Genomic DNA, 20912 nt, shown 5'->3' on the forward strand with positions numbered 1-20912 from the left:
GTTGGAGTCTAAGAGGCGCAACAACCCCTCGCTCAGGCCATCAAAAAGCGCACAGTATGCACGGTTTGCCGAAAATTCCTATACCCGCTTCGCCTGTCTGCCAGGGTAACGGGGTGGTTTCAGGCATTAAAGCGTTAATCAGCGCCGCTTTCAAAGCAGGCAAACCTTATGAAACAAAAAAGCTGACAGCTATCAACGCTTTCACGCATGATGATCTATAGAGTAAGGCGCTTGCTGAAGCGCGGCGGCCCGACGATCGTAAGGACATTGAAGTGATTATGGCTCAACCCCATCTTTTGGCAGAAAGAATTTCTCGCCTTAGCAATGCGTTAGAAAAAGGATTGTATGAGCGACATCATGCCATCCGCCTTTGCCTGCTGGCAGCGCTGAGCGGTGAAAGCGTATTCCTGCTGGGACCGCCCGGCATCGCCAAGAGCCTGATTGCCCGCCGCCTGAAATATGCCTTTCAGCACGCCCGCGCCTTTGAATATCTGATGACCCGTTTCTCCACACCGGAAGAGGTGTTTGGCCCGCTATCTATTCAGGCACTGAAGGATGAAGGGCGCTATCAGCGCCTCACTAAAGGTTATCTGCCCGACGCGGAGATTGTTTTTCTGGATGAGATCTGGAAAGCCGGCCCGGCGATTCTGAATACCCTGCTGACCGCTATCAACGAACGCCGCTTCCGCAATGGCGACAGCGAAGAGGCCATTCCGATGCGTCTGCTGGTCACCGCCTCCAATGAAATGCCGGAAGCGGACAGCGGCCTTGAAGCGCTCTATGACCGGATGCTAATCCGCCTGTGGCTGGATAATGTGCATGAGAAGCAGAACTTTCGCAGCATGCTGACCCATCAGCAGGATGAGCACACCAATCCGGTCGCGGAATCCCTGCGCATCAGTGATGAGGAGTATGCGCAGTGGCAGCTCGGCATCAGTCAGGTCAGCCTCCCGGATGCGGTGTTCGAGCTGATTTATCAGCTGCGCCAGCAACTGGAAAGCCAGCCCGCTGCGCCCTATATTTCCGATCGTCGCTGGAAAAAAGCTATTCATCTGCTGCAGGCCAGCGCCTTTTACAGTGGCCGCAGCGCCATTGCGCCGATAGACCTGATCCTGCTGAAAGATTGCCTCTGGCACGACGTCGCGTCCATGCAGCTGCTGGAGCGCGAAATCGATCAGCTGATGACACAGCACGCCTGGCAGCAGCAGCCGATGCTGCTGAAACTGCATCAGATAAAAGCGCGTCGCATGGCTCTGCAGCAGCAACAGAGCATCGCACAGGCGATCACCCTGGAAAAACACAGTGGGATGTTCAGTCGCAAACCCCATTACGATCTGCCGGAAAGCTTCACTGATGAGCAACTGACGCTGATGCTGCAAAAGCCGCTGATGCTGCATGACATGCAGGTGACACATCTGGTGATCGCGCGTGATGCACTGAACCAGTGGCTGCAGAAAGGGGGCGAGGTTCGCGGCAAGCTCAATGGAATTGGCTTTGCGCAGAGTCTGGATTTACAGGTGGATGCACAGCACTGCCTGGCTATCCGTGATGTCAGCCTGCAATCGTCGCGTCTGACACTGCCTGGCGTCAGCAACAGCGAGCCGCTGCCCGGAGAGATCACCGAAGCGCTGGATGCACTGGAGAGTGAACTGCGGTCGCAGCGTCATCTGTTCAGCCAGCACCAGCGCTGCCTGTTTATCAGTGATGACTGGCTGGCGCGGGTTGAAACCAGCCTGCAGGATGTGGCGGAACAGTTGAAACAGGCGCGTAAATGATCCCACTGGAGACGCTCAGCACACTGCTCTCCGTGGGTGAAACCGAACTGATTGAAGAGCTGATTATTGCCCTGCTGGCGTCTCCACAGCTGGCGCTGTTTTTTGAAAAGTTTCCCGGGCTGAAAAAAGCACTGTTGCGCGATGTGCCACGCTGGCGAGCGGAGATCAACGCTGAGCTCAAAGCCACGCCGGTTCCGGCCACGCTGGCCGAAGAGTTTCAGCTGTTCCAGCGGGTACAACTCCTCAGCGATCGTGAATTCAGCCACCAGCTGAATGCCACGCTTCAGGCGCTTGAAAGCCTGCCTTCCCCTTTTCTGGATGAAGCCAACCGGCTGCTGCAGCACACCGATATCAGCCATCTCAGCAGCGCGCAGCACCAGCTTTTTCTACAGCGCTGGCGGCTGAGCCTGACCTTACAGACCCTGACGCTGAATCAGACGTTGCTGGAACAGCAGCGCGAACGCCTGCTGGCGGAACTGCAGCAGCGTATGGCGCTGAGCGGTCAGCTGGCACCGATTCTTGGCGACGATGACGAAGCCGCCGCTGGCCGGCTGTGGGACATGAGCAAAGCGTCACTGCAGCCTGGCGACTATCAGCTGATGCTGCAATATGGCGACTTTCTGGCGCAGCAGCCGGAGTTGCTGAAACTGGCCCAGCAGCTGGGTCGCAGCCGCGAGGCAAAATCGGTGCCGTCGCAGGATGCCCCTATGGAGGCCTTTCACCATATGGTGCAGGAACCTGCGGCCGTGCCGGAGGAGGTCAGCGGCATTCACCAGAGCGATGACGTGCTGCGTCTGCTGCCGCCGGAGTTAGCTGCGCTGAGTATCAGTGAGCTGGAGCTGGAGTTTTACCGGCGGCTGGTAGAGAAACGGCTGCTGACCTACAAGCTGCAGGGCGATGCCTGGCATGAAAAGGTCACGATGCGTCCGGCCAGCCACCAGCAGCATGAAGAGCAGCCACGCGGGCCTTTCATCGTCTGCGTCGATACCTCGGGTTCGATGGGTGGCTTCAATGAGCGCTGCGCCAAAGCGTTTTGTCTGGCGCTGCTGAAAGTCGCGCTGGCCGATCGCCGTCGCTGCTACATCATGCTGTTTGCGCACGAGGTGATCGGCTACGAACTGACCGGTGATGACGGGCTGGAACAGGCGATTCGCTTTCTCAGTCAGCGCTTTCGCGGCGGCACCGATCTGGCAGCCTGCCTCTCTTCCGTTGTGACCCGAATGGAAGGCGTCCTGTGGCAGGAAGCCGATGCGGTGATCGTCTCCGATTTTATTGCCCAGCGTCTGCCGGAAGAGGTGATCGGGACCATTAAAACGCGTCAGCGAAATAATCAGCAACGTTTTCACGCCGTGGCTATGTCGGCCCACGGGAAACCAGGCATTCTGCGCATCTTCGACCATATCTGGCGTTTCGATACCGGCATGAAAAGCCGTCTGCTGCGTCACTGGCGGCGTTAAGTCATCGGGCAGAAATGCATATTTGCTATAGTAAATTACCGTTTCACTTACTCAGCAATCTGGAGCTTCCTGTGACGCTTGCTCAACCTCATCGCGATCTGCCTGCGCCGACGCGAACGCTACTGCTCTCCGGCCATAACATTGAACAAAAACGTGCCGAATTGCTGGCCTATTTCCACCAGACCTGGGAACAGTATGAAAGTCTGTTTACCTGTCTGGCCGATTCCCAGGCCTGGTTTACCAAAGCCATTCCGCTGCGCCATCCTTTAATCTTCTATTTTGGCCACACCGCTACCTTCTACATTAATAAGCTGATGGCCGGACGCCTTATCGACGCGCGTCTGGACGATCGTATCGAAGCGATGATGGCGATTGGTGTGGATGAGATGAGCTGGGACGATCTCAACGACAGCCACTATGACTGGCCCACTGTCGAAGAAGTCCGCGAATACCGCGGGCGCGTTAAAGCGCTGGTCAGCGATCTGATCCAGACCCTGCCGCTGACTCTGCCGATCACCTGGGAGAGTCCGGCCTGGGTGATCCTGATGGGCATTGAGCATGAGCGTATTCATCTGGAAACGTCCAGCGTACTGATACGCCAGTTACCGGTCGGGTGGGTGAAACCCCAGCCCGCGTGGCCGGTCTGCCCGATGGCGCGCCACCAGCGCGAGGCTGTTCCGGCCAATACCCTGCTGCCGATGCCCGGCGGCACCGTCACGCTGGGTAAAACCGACGATACCTATGGCTGGGATGTCGAATATGGCCGCCAGCAGATCGCGCTGCAGCCGTTCAGGGCGAGCAAAATGCTGGTCAGCAACGCGGAATTCCTGGCGTTCGTTGAGGCGGGGGGTTATCAGGACGCTCGCTGGTGGGATGACGAAGGCTGGGGTTGGTGTCAGTTTGCAAAAGCGGAGATGCCCACCTTCTGGGTCGGCACGCCTGCGATGCCCGATCAGCTAAAACTGCGTCTGATGTGTGAAGAAGTCGCGATGCCGTGGGACTGGCCAGCCGAGGTTAACCAGCTGGAAGCGGCGGCCTTCTGCCGCTGGAAAGCGGATCAGACCGGAATGAGTGTTCAGCTCCCCAGTGAAGCGGAGTGGGCTCAGCTGCGCGAACAGGTCGCGGGCGATCAGCCGGATTGGGATCGGGCACCGGGCAACATTAACCTTGCATACTGGGCTTCCTCTTCACCGGTCGATCTCTTCGCCCAGGGCGACTTCTTCGATATCGTCGGTAACGTCTGGCAGTGGACGACCACGCCGACCAACGGCTTTGAAGATTTTAAAGTCCACCCGCTTTACGATGATTTCTCTACCCCGACCTTTGATGGCAAACATTCGCTGATCAAAGGCGGTAGCTGGATATCGACCGGCAACGAAGCGCTGAAATCGGCACGCTATGCGTTCCGCCGCCACTTCTTCCAGCATGCCGGTTTCCGCTACGTGGTTTCCAGCCATCAGGAAACCATGGCGCTGAACCCGTATGAATCTGACGCCATGGTGTCGCAATACCTCGACTTCCAGTATGGCCCGCGCTATTTCGGCGTGGATAACTATGCCGAAAGCCTGGTAAACCTGGCGCTGAACTACACCACAGCACGCGGCGAGGCACTGGATATCGGCTGTGCCACCGGACGCGCCAGTTTTGAACTGGCCCGCCACTTTGAACGTGTCACCGGCATGGACTACTCGGCGCGCTTCATCGATGTGGCGCTTCAGCTGGCCAGCGGCGAAGACTTCCGTTATCTCCTGCCACAGGAAGGCGATCTGGTGGAGTATCGCCAGGTTCGCCTGAAAGATTTCGCGCTGGAGAGCGAACTGGCGCAGCGGATTCAGTTTGTTCAGGGCGACGCCTGTAACCTTAAGCCGCAACCCGCCCGTTACGATCTGGTACTTGCATCCAACCTGATCGATCGCCTGCGTCAGCCCGCACGCTTCCTGCGGGATGTCACACCGATGCTGCGTCAGGGCGGTATTCTGGTGCTCTCATCGCCCTATACCTGGCTGGAGGATTTCACGCCGAAGGAGAACTGGCTGGGCGGCGTGCGTGAAAACGGTGAGGCACTGACGACGCTGCAGGCACTGCAACGTCTGCTGGCGGCCGACTTCGACCTGGTCGATGAACCGCAGGATAAACCGTTTGTGATCCGCGAAACGGCCCGCAAGTTCCAGCACACGCTGGCGCAGGTCACCGTCTGGCGCAAACGCTAAGTGAACCGGCAGCGACGCCCGTCGCTGCCGGGAGTTGCCTGAACCACTATTTTGCTGCACATTCATCCTTGTTTACTTAAGCAGACCAATAACGAGGATGGCCATGGCCGAACATCTGCAGCTCGATAACCTGGATCGCGGCATTCTGAATGCCCTGCTCGACAATGCGCGCACTGCTTACGCCGAGCTGGCAAAACAGTTTAACGTCAGCCCCGGCACCATTCATGTCCGCGTGGAGAAGATGAAGCAGGCGGGCATTATCCTGGGCACCCGGGTTGATATCGATCCGCGCCAGCTGGGGTTTGATGTCTGCTGTTTTATCGGCATCATCCTTAAGAGCGCGCGTGACTATCCGGCGGCGCTGAGCAAACTGGATGCGCTGGATGAAGTGGTTGAAGCCTGGTACACCACCGGCCACTACAGCATCTTTATTAAGGTGATGTGCCGATCCATTGATGCCCTGCAACAGGTGCTGATCAACAAGATCCAGACCATAGATGAAATTCAGTCGACGGAAACGCTGATCTCGCTGCAAAACCCGATCATGCGCACTATCAAGCCCTGATCCTTCTCCGCCTTGTGCATAATCTTATCCCTGACGAATGTGGCGGCTGGCAACGGCTGCGTTCGCTTCTCATAATCTATTAACCCTGTTGTCCACAGGTGGATCACCGCTTGATCACAGCGTACAATGCTCGCCTTAATGTCCGGGAGAGCAAGATGGCCGATATTACCTTAATCAGTGGCAGTACTCTGGGTAGCGCAGAGTATGTGGCTGAACATCTGGAAGAAAAATTACAGGAAGCGGGCTTCTCAACGCAGATGCTGCATGGCCCGGAGCTGGATGAAGTGCCACATGAGGGTATCTGGCTGGTGGTCTGTTCAACTCACGGTGCAGGCGATATTCCCGATAACCTGCTGCCGCTGTTCGAAGCCATCACGGAAAGCCAGCCCGATCTCTCGCAGGTCCGGTTTGGTGCCATCGGACTCGGCAATCATGAATATGATCTCTTTTGTGGCGCGATCCGCCAGATTGAGGCCCTGTTAATTGCTCAGGGTGCCCGCCAGATCGGCGATCGTCTGGAGATTGATGTGCTGGAGCATGAGATCCCTGAAGATCCCGCGGAAGCCTGGCTGGAAAGCTGGAAAAAGGCGATCTGAAGGGGGCTGGGGATCGCGAAATAGTGACGATCCCCAGTGGAAGATGCTGATTTTATCCTTTTCCGCTCGTTTATTTTGTGGATAACTACCCTCTTTTACTGCGTATAACCGGTAGTTATCCAAAGAACAACCGTAGAATGAATTTTGAGCTGTGGATAACATGCCATTTTGATCCCAGCTTATACGGATCAGGATCACCGATCACTAACAGGTAGTGATCCTCTTCATCCTGTTGTTTCTGCTGTGGTTCTGGCACATATCCACAGAAAAGCGGGATCCTAATAAGAGATCTAACAGAAAGATCATATACAGATCTAAGATCCTTTCTTTTAAAACCGGACGATCCCGCGGCTTTCACCCCAGACGGAATTTGAGTAGAATCCACGCCCCAGGACGACGATCCTGCAAGTTCATCAACCGAGGTACCACTTCATGTTTTATCAGGATCCTTTTGACGTCATCGTAATTGGTGGTGGTCATGCGGGCACCGAAGCCGCAATGGCGGCAGCCCGAATGGGTCAGCAAACCCTGTTACTCACCCATAACATTGATACGCTTGGACAAATGTCCTGTAACCCGGCGATTGGTGGGATTGGCAAAGGACATTTGGTGAAGGAAGTGGATGCCCTGGGTGGTCTGATGGCCAGTGCGATTGACCAGGCGGGTATCCAGTTTAGGATACTAAACGCCAGCAAAGGTCCGGCAGTGCGGGCAACCCGTGCTCAGGCGGATCGCGTGCTCTATCGCCAGGCAGTGCGTACGGCACTGGAGAACCAGCCCAATCTGATGATCTTCCAGCAGGCGGTCGACGATCTTATTGTGGAAAACGATCGTGTGGTGGGTGCAGTCACCCAGATGGGACTGAAGTTCCGCGCGAAAACCGTCGTCCTCACCGTCGGCACGTTCCTTGACGGCAAAATTCATATCGGTCTAGATAATTACAGTGGCGGTCGCGCAGGTGATCCCCCGTCCATTCCGCTGGCAAAACGACTGCGTGCGCTGCCGCTGCGGGTAGACCGCCTCAAGACTGGTACGCCACCGCGTATCGATGCGCGCACCATCGATTTTTCAGTGCTCAGCCCGCAGCACGGCGATAACCCGATGCCGGTGTTCTCGTTTATGGGCAATGCGTCTCAGCATCCACAGCAGGTACCGTGCTGGATCACTCACACCAATGAGAAAACCCATGAGGTGATCCGCAATAATCTGGATCGCAGCCCGATGTACGCCGGGATCATCGAGGGGATCGGTCCACGCTACTGCCCGTCGATCGAAGACAAAGTGATGCGCTTTGCCGATCGTGACTCGCATCAGATCTTCCTGGAGCCGGAAGGGCTGACCAGCAATGAGATCTACCCGAATGGCATCTCAACCAGTCTGCCATTTGACGTGCAGATTCAGATCGTTCGTTCCATGCAGGGCATGGAGAATGCGAAGATCGTGCGTCCGGGCTATGCCATCGAGTATGACTTCTTCGATCCACGCGATCTCAAACTGACGCTGGAGAGCAAATTTATTCACGGCCTGTTCTTTGCCGGCCAGATCAACGGCACAACCGGTTACGAAGAAGCCGCTGCGCAGGGGATGCTGGCGGGGCTGAACGCCGCCCGTCAGTCTGCGGACAAAGAGGGCTGGGCACCACGTCGTGACCAGGCTTATCTGGGCGTACTGGTTGATGACCTCTGCACGCTCGGTACCAAAGAGCCGTACCGGATGTTTACCTCCCGTGCTGAATATCGTCTGATGCTGCGCGAAGACAATGCCGATCTGCGTCTGACCGAAACCGGTCGTGAACTGGGTCTGGTGGATGATGCGCGCTGGGCGCGTTTCAATCAGAAGCTGGAAGCGATTGAACAGGAGCGTCAGCGTCTGCGCGATATCTGGGTCCATCCGAAGTCAGAGCACGTGACGGAAGTGAATACGGTACTCAGCGCGCCGCTGACCAAAGAAGCGAGCGGCGAAGATCTGCTGCGCCGTCCTGAGCTGACCTATCTGAAGCTGATGACGCTGGATGCCTTTGGTCCGGCACTGGCTGATGAGCAGGCCGCTGAGCAGGTTGAGATTCAGGTTAAATATGAAGGTTATATCGCCCGTCAGCAGGAAGAGATCGATCGCCAGCTGCGTAACGAGAACACACTGTTACCGGTGGAGCTCGACTATCGCCAGGTGAACGGCCTCTCTAATGAGGTGATCGCCAAGCTGAACGATCACAAACCGAGTTCGATTGGTCAGGCGACGCGTATCTCCGGTATTACGCCGGCGGCCATCTCAATTCTGCTTATCTATCTGAAAAAACAGGGTCTGCTGCGTAAAAGCGCCTGATCTGAAAACGGGGCGAGGAGACTCGCCCCCGCTGAATGGACTTATGCTGTGATCAACACACTCACGTCGCTGCTACAGGCAGCCGGTATTTCCCTCTCCGATCAACAAAAACAGCAGCTGGTTGCCTATGTCGGCCTGCTGGATAAGTGGAACAAAGCCTACAATCTGACATCAGTGCGCGATCCGCAACAGATGCTGGTACGCCATATCCTCGACAGCATCGTGGTGGCGCCGCATCTGCAAGGCTCACGTTTCATTGATGTGGGAACCGGACCTGGACTGCCTGGCATTCCGCTGGCTATCGTGATGCCTGATGCGCACTTTACGTTGCTCGACAGCCTGGGCAAGCGGGTGCGGTTCCTGCGTCAGGTTCAGCATGAGTTAGGACTCACTAACATTACTCCGGTGCAGAGCCGGGTTGAGGCGTTCCCGGCTGAGCCGCCCTTTGATGGCGTCATCAGTCGTGCATTTGCCTCGCTGACCGACATGGTGAACTGGTGTCATCATCTGCCGGGAAGAGAAGGGCGCTTCTTCGCGCTGAAAGGCGTGCGCCCGGACGACGAAATTGCGGAGTTACCGGCAGGCTATGTCTCTGACGCGGTGATTAAGCTGCAGGTACCGCAGCTGGAAGGTGACCGCCATCTGGTCATTCTTCGTCACCAGTAGGCTTTCAACTGGCAGATATTTAGCGTTTATCAGCCAGCTTTTTTCGTCAGTTAAGGGATGAAAAAAGTGCAGATGATGCGCTATCAATAAAAGATTTTGATTAAGCCCTGGCTGACCGAAGGTTAAAACGCTGACGGAAATTATCCGAAAAGCTCTGTTACATTTAACGTTTAATTCACATTCAGTTATCAGAAATATCACTTGTATAGGCGGGTCGCTGAATAAAAGTAGTCACGGCAGAAAATATATCGCGGTAATAACTTTGCGTGCGTAATATCAATTACACGATTCTTAAGCACAGTTCGATGTCAATAGCGTGTTTTCTGTGAAAATAGTCTTGCAGATGCATTTTTATAATTTCAATACTTTGATTTTATTGAGTTAATTTGTAATACAGATTGTTCTTAAATAGCGCGAAGATAAAACTCAGTGTAGTGAAAGTGCTTATTATGTGATCTAAAGCACGCTTTAAAAGCAAGTTGCGAGAGAATTTTCAGTCAGATTAGGGTGAATCTCTGCAGGGTAATCTTTGGAAAAATAGCCCTCCGGAAAGAAATTTAAATAATTGTTCACCTTTTCGCTACTTACCGATTGAAATCGCAGGTGCGGCCCGTATAATTTGCACGGCTTTTGCTGCTTGACTCAACTGCGCAAAGGCAGTCTTATACGACACGCGACATACCCCTAACGGGGCAGGAGAGTATCAGCGTCATGTCAGTGTCTCTTTACAGTGTAAAATACGCCCGAACGGTGCTGATGATTCAGCTGGTGACGATAGTCATCATCGGTGCACTCTTTGCTCTTAAAGATGTCATCTGGGGTCTCTCTGCTCTTGCTGGCGGTGCGGCAGCCTGGCTGCCAAACGTATTGTTTTTGTTTTTAGCCTGGCGCCTGCAGGGGCAAACCCCAGCTTCGGGGCGAGTCGCGTGGAGCTTCGCTTTGGGTGAAATAGCCAAAGTGTTTGCGACCATCATTTTGCTCATTGTGGCGTTGGGTCTATTCGGAGCGGTTTTCTGGCCGGTCGGAATAACCTGGTTATCGGTGCTGGTGGTACAAATGCTGGCACCGGCGGTAATTAACAACAAAGGGTAAGAGGCATCATGGCTGCAGGAGAAATCTCTACTCCGCAAGAGTACATTGGTCACCACCTGACTCATCTTCAGTTGGACCTGCGTACCTTCGAGATAGTGAATCCGCACGACGCTCCCGCGACGTTCTGGGTATTAAATATCGATTCCATGTTTTTCTCTATGGTGCTGGGAATCATCTTCCTGGTGTTGTTCCGTAGCGTGGCAAAATCTGCCACCAGCGGTGTGCCAGGGAAAATGCAGGCGGCTATCGAACTGGTTGTCGGTTTCGTCGATAGTAACGTGCGCGACATGTATCACGGTAAGAGCAAACTTATCGCCCCGCTGGCTCTGACAATCTTTGTCTGGGTCTTCCTGATGAACTTCATGGATCTGCTGCCAATCGACTTGCTGCCATATATTGGCGAGCACGTATTGGGGTTACCGGCGCTGCGCGTCGTACCGTCTGCAGACGTGAACATCACGCTATCTATGGCGTTGGGCGTATTTATTTTGATTCTGTTCTACAGCATCAAAATGAAAGGCATTGGCGGCTTCACTAAAGAGCTGACGCTGCAGCCTTTTAACCACCCGATCTTCATCCCGATCAACCTGATTCTGGAAGGTGTGAGCCTGCTGTCTAAGCCTGTATCACTGGGTTTACGACTGTTCGGTAACATGTATGCGGGTGAACTGATCTTTATCCTTATTGCCGGTCTGTTGCCGTGGTGGTCGCAGTGGGTGCTGAATGTGCCGTGGGCCATTTTCCACATCCTGATCATTTCGCTACAGGCTTTCATTTTCATGGTCCTCACGATTGTCTATCTGTCGATGGCATCTGAAGAACATTGATTTTTTTCTCAACACTACTTTCCCTCTTGATTTCGGGTTGCAGCGCACACCGCTGAAGCCCGGAAGATGAAGGGAGCATTTAACTGAAACAAACTGGAGACTGTCATGGAAAACCTGAATATGGATCTGCTGTACATGGCTGCCGCTGTGATGATGGGCCTGGCGGCAATCGGTGCTGCGATCGGTATCGGCATCCTCGGAGGAAAATTCCTGGAAGGCGCTGCTCGTCAGCCTGACCTGATTCCTCTGCTGCGTACGCAGTTCTTTGTTGTAATGGGTCTGGTGGATGCAATCCCGATGATCGCTGTTGGTCTGGGTCTGTACGTGATGTTTGCTGTCGCCTAAAGCCCTGTGTTCACTCAGCGCACAATGTGCAAGGGTGAACGGATTCTGCCGCTTATCGTTGATAACGGCAGAAAAGTTAAATACTCAATCTAGAGGCATTGTGCTGTGAACATTAATGCAACAATCCTCGGCCAGGCTATCGCGTTCATCCTGTTTGTCGCGTTCTGCATGAAGTACGTATGGCCGCCGCTCATGGCTGCTATCGAAAAGCGCCAGAAAGAAATTGCTGAAGGCCTTGCTTCTGCTGAACGTGCAAAGAAAGATTTGGATCTCGCGCAGGCTAATGCGACCGACCAGCTGAAAAAAGCCAAAGAAGACGCTCAGGTCATTATCGAGCAAGCGAACAAGCGTCGCGCGCAGATTCTGGACGAAGCCAAAACCGAAGCTGAAAACGAACGTAATCGCATCGTGACACAAGCGCAGGCTGAAATTGACGCTGAACGCAAACGTGCGCGTGAAGAACTGCGTAAGCAGGTCGCGTTGCTGGCTATGGCTGGCGCCGAGAAGATCATCGAACGCTCCGTGGATGAAGCTGCTAACAGCGACATCGTTGATAAACTGGTCGCTGAACTGTAAGGAGGGAGGGGCTGATGTCTGATCTGATTACTGTAGCTCGCCCCTACGCCAAAGCAGCTTTTGACTTTGCTGTTGAGCATCAAAGTATTGAACGCTGGCAACAGATGCTGGCGTTTGCCGCAGAAGTGGCTCGCAATGAACAGATGGCTGATCTTCTCTCAGGTGCATTAGCACCCGAAGCGCTGGCAGCGTCGTTTAACGCAGTCTGTGGTGATCAACTGGATGAACCCGCGCAGAACCTGATTAAGGTGATGGCGGAAAACGGACGTTTGACAGCGCTTCCGGCTGTACTGGCCCAATACATCGAACTGCGTGACGCTCATGAAGCCACCGCTGAAGTTGATGTTATCTCCGCCAGTACGCTGAGTGACGACCAGCTGAATAAAATCAGCGCCGCGATGGAAAAACGTCTGTCACGCAAAGTTAAGCTGAATTGCAAAATTGATAAGTCTGTGATGGCAGGCGTGATCATCCGTTCGGGTGATCTGGTTATTGATGGCAGCGTACGCGGCCGTCTTGACCGTCTGGCTGACGTCTTGCAGTCTTAAGGGGACTGGAGCATATGCAACTGAATTCCACCGAAATCAGCGAACTGATCAAGCAGCGCATTGCTCAGTTCAATGTCGTGAGTGAAGCTCACAACGAAGGTACGATTGTTTCTGTAAGTGACGGTATCATCCGCGTACACGGCCTGGCCGATGTCATGCAGGGTGAGATGATTGCCCTGCCGGGCAACCGTTACGCTATCGCCCTGAACCTCGAGCGTGACTCGGTTGGTGCAGTGGTGATGGGCCCTTACGCTGACCTCGCCGAAGGCATGAAGGTTAAGTGTACTGGCCGTATTCTTGAAGTACCGGTAGGCCGTGGCCTGCTGGGCCGCGTAGTGAACACCCTGGGTGCTCCTATCGACGGTAAAGGCGCAATCGACAACGACGGTTTCTCACCGGTTGAAGTCATTGCACCTGGCGTTATCGACCGTCAGTCAGTCGACCAGCCGGTTCAGACCGGTTATAAGTCGGTCGATGCGATGATTCCAATCGGCCGTGGCCAGCGTGAGCTGATCATCGGTGACCGTCAGACCGGTAAAACCGCAATGGCGATCGATGCGATCATCAACCAGCGCGACTCAGGCATCAAGTGTGTCTACGTTGCGATTGGTCAGAAAGCCTCAACCATCTCTAACGTGGTTCGTAAGCTGGAAGAGCATGGCGCACTGCAGAACACCATCGTTGTTGTGGCGTCTGCTTCTGAATCTGCTGCACTGCAGTATCTCTCTCCGTACGCAGGCTGTGCGATGGGCGAATACTTCCGTGACCGTGGTGAAGACGCGCTGATCGTTTACGATGACCTTTCTAAGCAGGCTGTCGCGTACCGTCAGATTTCTCTGCTGCTGCGCCGTCCACCAGGTCGTGAAGCATTCCCTGGCGACGTGTTCTATCTCCACTCCCGTCTGCTGGAACGTGCATCACGCGTAAGCGCTGATTATGTAGAGCGTTTCACCAATGGCGCAGTGACAGGTAAAACCGGTTCACTGACCGCGCTGCCGATCATCGAAACCCAGGCGGGCGACGTTTCTGCGTTCGTTCCGACCAACGTAATCTCGATTACTGATGGTCAGATCTTCCTGGAATCGAACCTGTTCAACTCCGGTATTCGTCCGGCCGTTAACCCAGGTATTTCGGTATCCCGCGTAGGTGGTGCTGCACAGACCAAGATCATCAAGAAACTGTCCGGTGGTATCCGTACCGCGCTGGCACAGTATCGTGAACTGGCGGCATTCTCGCAGTTCGCCTCTGATCTGGATGATGCAACCCGCAAACAGCTGAGCCACGGTCAGAAAGTGACCGAGCTGCTGAAGCAGAAACAGTATGCGCCGATGTCTGTCGCACAGCAGGGTCTGGTTCTGTTCGCTGCAGAGCGTGGCTATCTGAACGACGTTGAACTGGCAAAAATTGGCAGCTTCGAAGCTGCACTGCTGGCCTTCGCCGATCGCGACCACGCTGAGCTGATGGCTGAAATCAACCAGTCGGGCAACTTTAATAACGATATCGAAGCCAAGCTGAAAGGCCTGGTCGAGACGTTTAAAGCAACCCAGTCCTGGTAATGTCTGGCGGCTTGTCTGAAAAGGCAGGCCGCAAGGCTTTGAGGAGAAGCTAATGGCCGGCGCAAAAGAGATACGAAGCAAGATTGGAAGCGTGAAAAACACGCAGAAGATCACCAAAGCGATGGAAATGGTCGCCGCCTCCAAGATGCGTAAAACGCAGGAACGCATGGCGGCCAGCCGTCCGTATGCAGAAACCATGCGCAAAGTGATTGGTCACCTTGCGTTGGGTAATCTGGAATACAAGCACCCTTACCTGGAAGAGCGCGACGTCAAGCGCGTCGGCTACCTGGTCGTTTCAACTGACCGCGGGCTTTGTGGTGGTTTGAACATTAACCTGTTCAAAAAGTTACTGGCGGATATGAAGTCCTGGTCCGATAAAGGCGTGCAGAGCGATCTGTCGATTATCGGTTCAAAAGGGGCGTCATTCTTTAATGCTGTGGGTGGCAACATTGTGGCGCAAGTCAGTGGCATGGGTGATAAACCTACCCTGTCTGACCTGATTGGCCCGGTAAAAGTGATGTTGCAGGCTTATGATGAAGGCCGCATCGACAAGCTGATGATCGTCAATAACAAATTCAATAACACCATGTCTCAGACTCCGACCATCACCCAACTGCTGCCGTTACCGCCAGCGGAAGGTGAAGAAGAGATGAAGGCGAAGACCTGGGATTACCTGTATGAACCCGATCCGAAAGCGCTGCTGGATACCCTGCTGCGTCGTTATGTCGAATCGCAGGTTTATCAGGGTGTGGTGGAAAATCTGGCCAGTGAGCAGGCCGCACGTATGGTAGCGATGAAAGCCGCAACCGATAACGGCGGAAATCTGATCAAAGAGCTGCAGTTGGTGTACAACAAAGCTCGTCAGGCCAGCATCACCCAGGAACTTACCGAGATTGTCGGTGGAGCCTCCGCGGTTTAACCAGGTTTGGAATTAGGTAGAGGATTCAAGATGGCAACTGGAAAGATTGTCCAGATTATCGGCGCCGTTGTTGACGTCGAATTCCCTCAGGACGCGGTACCGCAAGTGTACAGCGCCCTCGAGGTTATGAATGGTGATGCGCGTCTGGTGCTGGAAGTTCAGCAGCAGCTCGGCGGCGGCGTAGTACGTACCATCGCAATGGGTACGTCTGACGGCCTGAAGCGTGGTCTGAGCGTCAACGACCTGCAGAAACCGATTCAGGTACCCGTCGGTAAAGCGACCCTGGGCCGTATCATGAACGTTCTCGGCGAGCCAATCGATATGAAAGGCGAGCTGAAAGAAGAAGATGGCAGCGCAGTAGAGATCGCCTCTATTCACCGCGCAGCCCCTTCTTATGAAGATCAGTCTAACTCGCAGGAACTGCTGGAAACCGGCATCAAGGTTATCGACCTGATGTGTCCGTTTGCTAAAGGCGGTAAAGTCGGTCTGTTCGGTGGTGCGGGTGTAGGTAAAACCGTCAACATGATGGAACTGATCCGTAACATCGCGGCTGAACACTCAGGTTACTCAGTGTTTGCCGGTGTGGGTGAGCGTACTCGTGAGGGTAACGACTTCTACCACGAAATGACTGACTCTAACGTTATCGATAAAGTTGCACTGGTCTATGGCCAGATGAACGAGCCGCCGGGTAACCGTCTGCGCGTAGCACTGACCGGTCTGACCATGGCGGAAAAATTCCGTGATGAAGGTCGCGACGTTCTGCTGTTCATCGATAACATCTACCGTTATACCCTGGCCGGTACAGAAGTTTCTGCACTGCTGGGTCGTATGCCATCTGCGGTAGGTTACCAGCCAACGCTGGCAGAAGAGATGGGTGTGTTGCAGGAGCGTATTACCTCCACCAAGACCGGTTCAATCACCTCCGTACAGGCCGTTTACGTCCCTGCGGATGACCTGACTGACCCATCACCAGCAACTACCTTTGCGCACTTAGACTCAACGGTAACGCTGAGCCGTCAGATCGCCTCTCTGGGTATCTACCCGGCCGTTGACCCGCTGGACTCTACCAGCCGTCAGCTGGATCCGCTGGTTGTCGGTCAGGAGCACTATGATGTTGCACGTGGCGTTCAGTCACTGCTGCAGCGTTATCAGGAACTGAAAGACATCATCGCCATCCTCGGTATGGATGAGCTGTCTGAAGAAGACAAATTGCTGGTGGCACGTGCGCGTAAGATTCAGCGCTTCCTGTCTCAGCCGTTCTTCGTTGCAGAAGTATTCACCGGTTCACCGGGCAAATACGTGACGCTGAAAGACACTATCCGTGGCTTTAAAGGCATCATGGAAGGTGAGTTTGACCACCTGCCAGAGCAGGCCTTCTACATGGTTGGCGCCATCGAAGAAGCCGTGGAAAAAGCGAAGAAACTATAATAACGGCTTCCCGGGAGGAAGATTATGGCTATGACTTATCACCTGGATGTGGTCAGCGCAGAGGAGCAGTTGTTCTCTGGTCTGGTACAGAAAATTCAGGTGTCAGGTAGCGAAGGTGAACTGGGGATTTTCCCTGGCCATGCGCCGCTGCTGACTGCCATTAAGCCTGGAATGATCCGTATCGTGAAACAGCACGGCGAAGAGGAGTTTATCTACCTCTCTGGCGGCGTGCTGGAAGTGCAACCGGGCAGCAGCACCGTTCTGGCCGATACCGCTATCCGCGGTACCGATCTGGATGAAGCACGCGCTCTGGAAGCAAAACGCAAAGCAGAAGACCATATGAACAGCAGCCACGGCGACGTGGACTATGCTCAGGCCTCTGCCGAGCTGGCGAAAGCCATTGCTAAACTGCGCGTGATCGAACTGACCAAAAAAGCGATGTAATCCAGCTTTATGCGTCATGAAATGCCAGCCCTCGGGCTGGCATTTTTTTTGTCTGCTGCGCCTGATCTGCCTGTCCGCCTAATTTCGGCCTGAGAAAAATGTAGTAATCTCAATCCCAAACCGTTTTACTTTCACCCGTAAAAATTCACTCAGGATAGTTATGTCTAACAGTGCGATGAGTGTGGTGATCCTTGCTGCTGGCAAGGGCACCCGTATGTATTCCGATCTGCCTAAAGTTCTGCATACGCTGGCAGGCAAACCCATGGTTCAGCATGTGATTGACGCGGCTAAAGGGCTGGGCGCACAGCAGGTCCATCTGGTTTATGGTCACGGCGGCGATCGCCTGAAGGCGACCCTCACTGACAGCTCGCTCAACTGGGAACTGCAGGCCGAGCAGCTCGGCACTGGCCATGCGATGCAGCAGGCAGCGCCCGCATTCGCTGATGATGAAGATATCATGATGCTTTACGGCGACGTGCCGCTGATCTCTCAGGCGACACTACAGCGACTGCGCGAAGCTAAACCGCAGGGCGGCATTGGCTTACTTACCGTGGTACTGGACGACCCAACCGGTTATGGCCGCATTGTGCGTGAGAACGACACCATCACCGGCATTATCGAACAGAAAGATGCCAGCCCGGCGCAGCTCACCATTAAAGAGATCAACACCGGCATTCTGATCGCCAACGGCGGCGATTTAAAACGCTGGCTGGCGCAGCTCACCAACAATAATGCGCAGGGTGAGTATTACATCACCGATATTATCGCGCTGGCGCATCAGGAAGGTCGGGTGATCAACGCGGTTCATCCGGCACGCATCAGTGAAACCGATGGCGTCAATAACCGGCTACAGCTGGCGACATTAGAGCGCACTTACCAGGCTGAACAGGCGGAAAAGCTGCTGCTGGCTGGCGTGATGCTGCGAGATCCGGCCCGTTTTGACCTGCGCGGGACGCTGACGCACGGGCGGGATGTTGAAATTGACACCAACGTCATTATTGAAGGCCAGGTCACGCTGGGCGCACGCGTCAGAATCGGCGCGGGCTGCATTATCAAAAACAGCGTGATTGGCGATGACTGTGAAATCAGCCCCTATTCGGTGATCGAGGATGCGAATCTCGCCACTGCCTGCACCGTCGGACCTTTTGCCCGTCTGCGTCCTGGCAGCGAACTGGCCGATGCCGCCCACGTGGGCAACTTCGTCGAAATGAAGAAAGCGCGTCTGGGCAGGGGATCGAAAGCGGGGCATCTCTCCTATCTCGGTGATGCGGAGATTGGCGACAACGTAAATATCGGTGCAGGCACCATTACCTGCAACTACGACGGTGCGAACAAATTCAAAACCGTAATTGGCGATGACGTATTTGTGGGGTCAGATACCCAGCTGGTGGCGCCGGTCAGCATCGCGGCAGGGACCACCATTGCGGCGGGCACGACCATCATGAAAGATGTGACCCAGGCCGGTCTGGTCTATAACCGTAAAGAGCAGAATCACAAAGCGGACTGGCAGCGTCCGGTGAAGAAAAAATAAATTTTAACGGCCCGCTTTAATGCGGGCCGATGCAGTGCAGTGCAGTGCCAAAACTATAATCCCCACTCTCTACAAGGCTCGGGGAACCGGCAAAGCCGGATATCAGGTCGCATGACAACAGAAGTGGCGAAAAGCCATGTAGTCAGGAAAACATCATTATGTGTGGAATTGTTGGTGCAGTAGCGCAACGTGATATCGCAGAGATTCTGCTGGAAGGTCTGCGTCGTCTTGAATATCGCGGATATGATTCGGCCGGTCTGGCCGTGGTCGATCGTCAGGGGCACGTCACGCGCCTGCGGCGTTTAGGAAAAGTGCAGAAACTGGCGGAAGCCGCTGAGCAGCAACCGCTGATTGGTGGCACCGGCATCGCGCACACGCGCTGGGCAACCCATGGCGAGCCGTCGGAAGCGAACGCGCATCCGCACGTCTCAGAGCACATCATCATCGTGCACAACGGCATCATTGAAAATCATGAGCCATTGCGCGCTGAACTGATCGCGCGCGGTTACGTCTTTGCCTCTGAAACGGACACCGAAGTGGTGGCGCATCTGGTTCACTGGGAGCAGAAGCAGGGCGGTTCGCTGCGTGAAGTCGTACTGCGTGTGATTCCGCAGCTGCGCGGTGCCTATGGCATGGTGATCATGGACAGCCGCGATCCGTCACTGCTGGTGGCGGCCCGTTCCGGCAGCCCGCTGGTGATTGGTCGTGGCATGGGCGAAAACTTTATCGCCTCGGATCAGCTGGCCCTGCTGCCAGTGACCCGTCGGTTCATCTATCTGGAAGAGGGTGATATCGCCGAGATCAGCCGTCGCGATGTCACGGTGATCGACCGTGAAGGCAACACCGTGACCCGTGCCGAGATCGAGTCGAACCTGCAATATGACGCCGGTGACAAAGGCATTTACCGTCACTACATGCAGAAAGAGATCTACGAACAGCCCATGGCGCTGAAAAGCACCCTGAGCGGTCGGTTCAGCCAGGGTCAGGTTGATCTCAGCGAACTGGGCGCGGGCGCAGAAGCGCTGCTGAGCCAGGTTGAGCATATCCAGATTATCGCCTGTGGCACCTCCTACAACTCCGGCATGGTGTCACGCTACTGGTTTGAGTCGCTGGCAAACCTGCCCTGTGATGTCGAGATTGCCTCGGAGTTCCGCTACCGCAAATCAGCTGTTCGCAAAAACAGCCTGCTGATCACCCTGTCGCAGTCGGGTGAAACGGCAGATACCCTGGCGGCGCTGCGTCTCTCTAAAGAGCTGGGCTACCTGGGATCGCTGGCGGTCTGCAACGTAGCCGGTTCGTCACTGGTGCGGGAATCTGACCTGGCGCTGATGACCAAAGCGGGCACCGAAATCGGCGTCGCCTCTACCAAAGCGTTCACCACCCAGTTAGCGGTGCTGCTGATGCTGGTGGCGAAACTGGGCCGTCTGAAAGGGATGTCAGCCGAGACTGAACATGAGATCGTTCATGCACTGCAGGCGTTGCCGAACCGGATTGAGCAGATGCTGGCGCAGGATAAGCTGATTGAAAATCTGGCAGAAGGCTTCTCTGACAAGCATCACGCACTGTTCCTGGGTCGTGGCGATCAATATCCGATTGCCATGGAAGGGGCGCTGAAGCTCAAGGAGATCTCCTACATTCATGCGGAAGCCTACGCCGCAGGCGAGCTGAAACATGGCCCGCTGGCGCTGATTGATGCGGACATGCCGGTGATCGTGGTGGCACCTAACAACGAACTGCTGGAGAAGCTCAAATCCAACATCGAAGAGGTACGCGCACGCGGTGGCCTGCTTTATGTTTTTGCCGATCAGGATGCGGGCTTCAGCGACAGTGACGGCATGAAGATTATCCCGTTGCCGCATGTCGAAGAGGTCATTGCGCCCATCTTCTACACGGTGCCGCTACAGTTACTCTCCTATCACGTCGCCCTGATCAAAGGGACCGACGTCGATCAGCCACGTAACCTGGCAAAATCGGTTACTGTGGAATAACCGGGTGGGCCCCGTCGCGGGCCCACTTTGCTCTGGCCCTCTGTCATATAACTGTCATATTTCGTAC

18 protein-coding genes are annotated in these 20912 nt (G+C 54.8%); all 18 read left to right on the forward strand.

Going from position 1 to position 20912, the window contains the following annotated elements; translation table 11 throughout:
- The first annotated feature begins 278 nt into the window (after positions 1–278).
- The 18 genes from ravA (at position 279) to glmS (ending at position 20845) form a co-directional block, all read left to right on the forward strand.
- Entirely contained in the window at positions 279–1775 is a 1497-nt protein-coding gene (gene ravA / locus HFD94_RS14695; protein ID WP_010258850.1) for an ATPase RavA, read from the forward strand.
- Positions 1772–3232: an ATPase RavA stimulator ViaA gene (gene viaA, locus HFD94_RS14700; protein ID WP_010672185.1), complete on the forward strand. Its 1461-nt coding sequence runs from the start codon at positions 1772–1774 to the stop codon at positions 3230–3232. Before ravA ends, viaA begins: the two co-directional genes overlap by 4 nt.
- Before the next feature lie 71 nt (positions 3233–3303).
- Entirely contained in the window at positions 3304–5442 is a 2139-nt protein-coding gene (ovoA, locus tag HFD94_RS14705) for a 5-histidylcysteine sulfoxide synthase (RefSeq protein WP_122889772.1), read from the forward strand.
- 103 nt (positions 5443–5545) lie between these two features.
- Entirely contained in the window at positions 5546–6007 is a 462-nt protein-coding gene (asnC, locus tag HFD94_RS14710; protein WP_003849496.1) for a transcriptional regulator AsnC, read from the forward strand.
- Between the two features lie 155 nt (positions 6008–6162).
- Positions 6163–6603, forward strand: coding sequence for an FMN-binding protein MioC (gene mioC / locus HFD94_RS14715; RefSeq protein ID WP_010258855.1), 441 nt, complete (start codon positions 6163–6165; stop codon positions 6601–6603).
- Positions 6604–7035: 432 nt separating this feature from the next.
- Entirely contained in the window at positions 7036–8925 is a 1890-nt protein-coding gene (gene mnmG, locus HFD94_RS14720; protein ID WP_064703217.1) for a tRNA uridine-5-carboxymethylaminomethyl(34) synthesis enzyme MnmG, read from the forward strand.
- Positions 8926–8973: 48 nt separating this feature from the next.
- Positions 8974–9591, forward strand: coding sequence for a 16S rRNA (guanine(527)-N(7))-methyltransferase RsmG (rsmG, locus tag HFD94_RS14725; protein WP_010258859.1), 618 nt, complete (start codon positions 8974–8976; stop codon positions 9589–9591).
- 711 nt (positions 9592–10302) lie between these two features.
- A complete protein-coding gene (gene atpI / locus HFD94_RS14730; protein ID WP_010258861.1) occupies positions 10303–10683 on the forward strand; it encodes a F0F1 ATP synthase subunit I in 381 nt (126 codons plus the stop codon).
- Positions 10684–10691: 8 nt separating this feature from the next.
- On the forward strand, positions 10692–11510 hold the full coding sequence (gene atpB, locus HFD94_RS14735) for a F0F1 ATP synthase subunit A (protein ID WP_010258863.1): 819 nt from the start codon (positions 10692–10694) through the stop codon (positions 11508–11510).
- A 105-nt stretch (positions 11511–11615) separates the two neighbouring features.
- Complete coding sequence (gene atpE / locus HFD94_RS14740) at positions 11616–11855, forward strand: F0F1 ATP synthase subunit C (protein WP_003849523.1); 240 nt, start codon at positions 11616–11618, stop codon at positions 11853–11855.
- Between the two features lie 105 nt (positions 11856–11960).
- Positions 11961–12431 (forward strand): F0F1 ATP synthase subunit B, encoded by a 471-nt coding sequence (atpF, locus tag HFD94_RS14745; RefSeq protein WP_003849528.1) that lies wholly within the window; start codon positions 11961–11963, stop codon positions 12429–12431.
- Positions 12432–12445: 14 nt separating this feature from the next.
- Complete coding sequence (gene atpH / locus HFD94_RS14750; RefSeq protein ID WP_003849530.1) at positions 12446–12979, forward strand: F0F1 ATP synthase subunit delta; 534 nt, start codon at positions 12446–12448, stop codon at positions 12977–12979.
- A gap of 14 nt (positions 12980–12993) precedes the next feature.
- Complete coding sequence (gene atpA, locus HFD94_RS14755) at positions 12994–14535, forward strand: F0F1 ATP synthase subunit alpha (protein WP_010258868.1); 1542 nt, start codon at positions 12994–12996, stop codon at positions 14533–14535.
- A 52-nt stretch (positions 14536–14587) separates the two neighbouring features.
- The gene (gene atpG / locus HFD94_RS14760) at positions 14588–15454 is read left to right on the forward strand and encodes a F0F1 ATP synthase subunit gamma (protein ID WP_010258869.1); all 867 of its coding nucleotides are present in this window, start codon (positions 14588–14590) and stop codon (positions 15452–15454) included.
- A 30-nt stretch (positions 15455–15484) separates the two neighbouring features.
- Positions 15485–16882 (forward strand): F0F1 ATP synthase subunit beta, encoded by a 1398-nt coding sequence (atpD, locus tag HFD94_RS14765; RefSeq protein ID WP_010258870.1) that lies wholly within the window; start codon positions 15485–15487, stop codon positions 16880–16882.
- A 24-nt stretch (positions 16883–16906) separates the two neighbouring features.
- Positions 16907–17326: a F0F1 ATP synthase subunit epsilon gene (locus HFD94_RS14770; protein ID WP_010258871.1), complete on the forward strand. Its 420-nt coding sequence runs from the start codon at positions 16907–16909 to the stop codon at positions 17324–17326.
- 160 nt (positions 17327–17486) lie between these two features.
- Entirely contained in the window at positions 17487–18857 is a 1371-nt protein-coding gene (glmU, locus tag HFD94_RS14775; protein WP_167433254.1) for a bifunctional UDP-N-acetylglucosamine diphosphorylase/glucosamine-1-phosphate N-acetyltransferase GlmU, read from the forward strand.
- Positions 18858–19015: 158 nt separating this feature from the next.
- Complete coding sequence (gene glmS, locus HFD94_RS14780; RefSeq protein ID WP_010672188.1) at positions 19016–20845, forward strand: glutamine--fructose-6-phosphate transaminase (isomerizing); 1830 nt, start codon at positions 19016–19018, stop codon at positions 20843–20845.
- Positions 20846–20912: the final 67 nt, after the last annotated feature.

Source organism: Pantoea sp. EKM20T, assembly GCF_011800485.1.
Classification (GTDB): Bacteria; Pseudomonadota; Gammaproteobacteria; order Enterobacterales; family Enterobacteriaceae; genus Pantoea; species Pantoea agglomerans.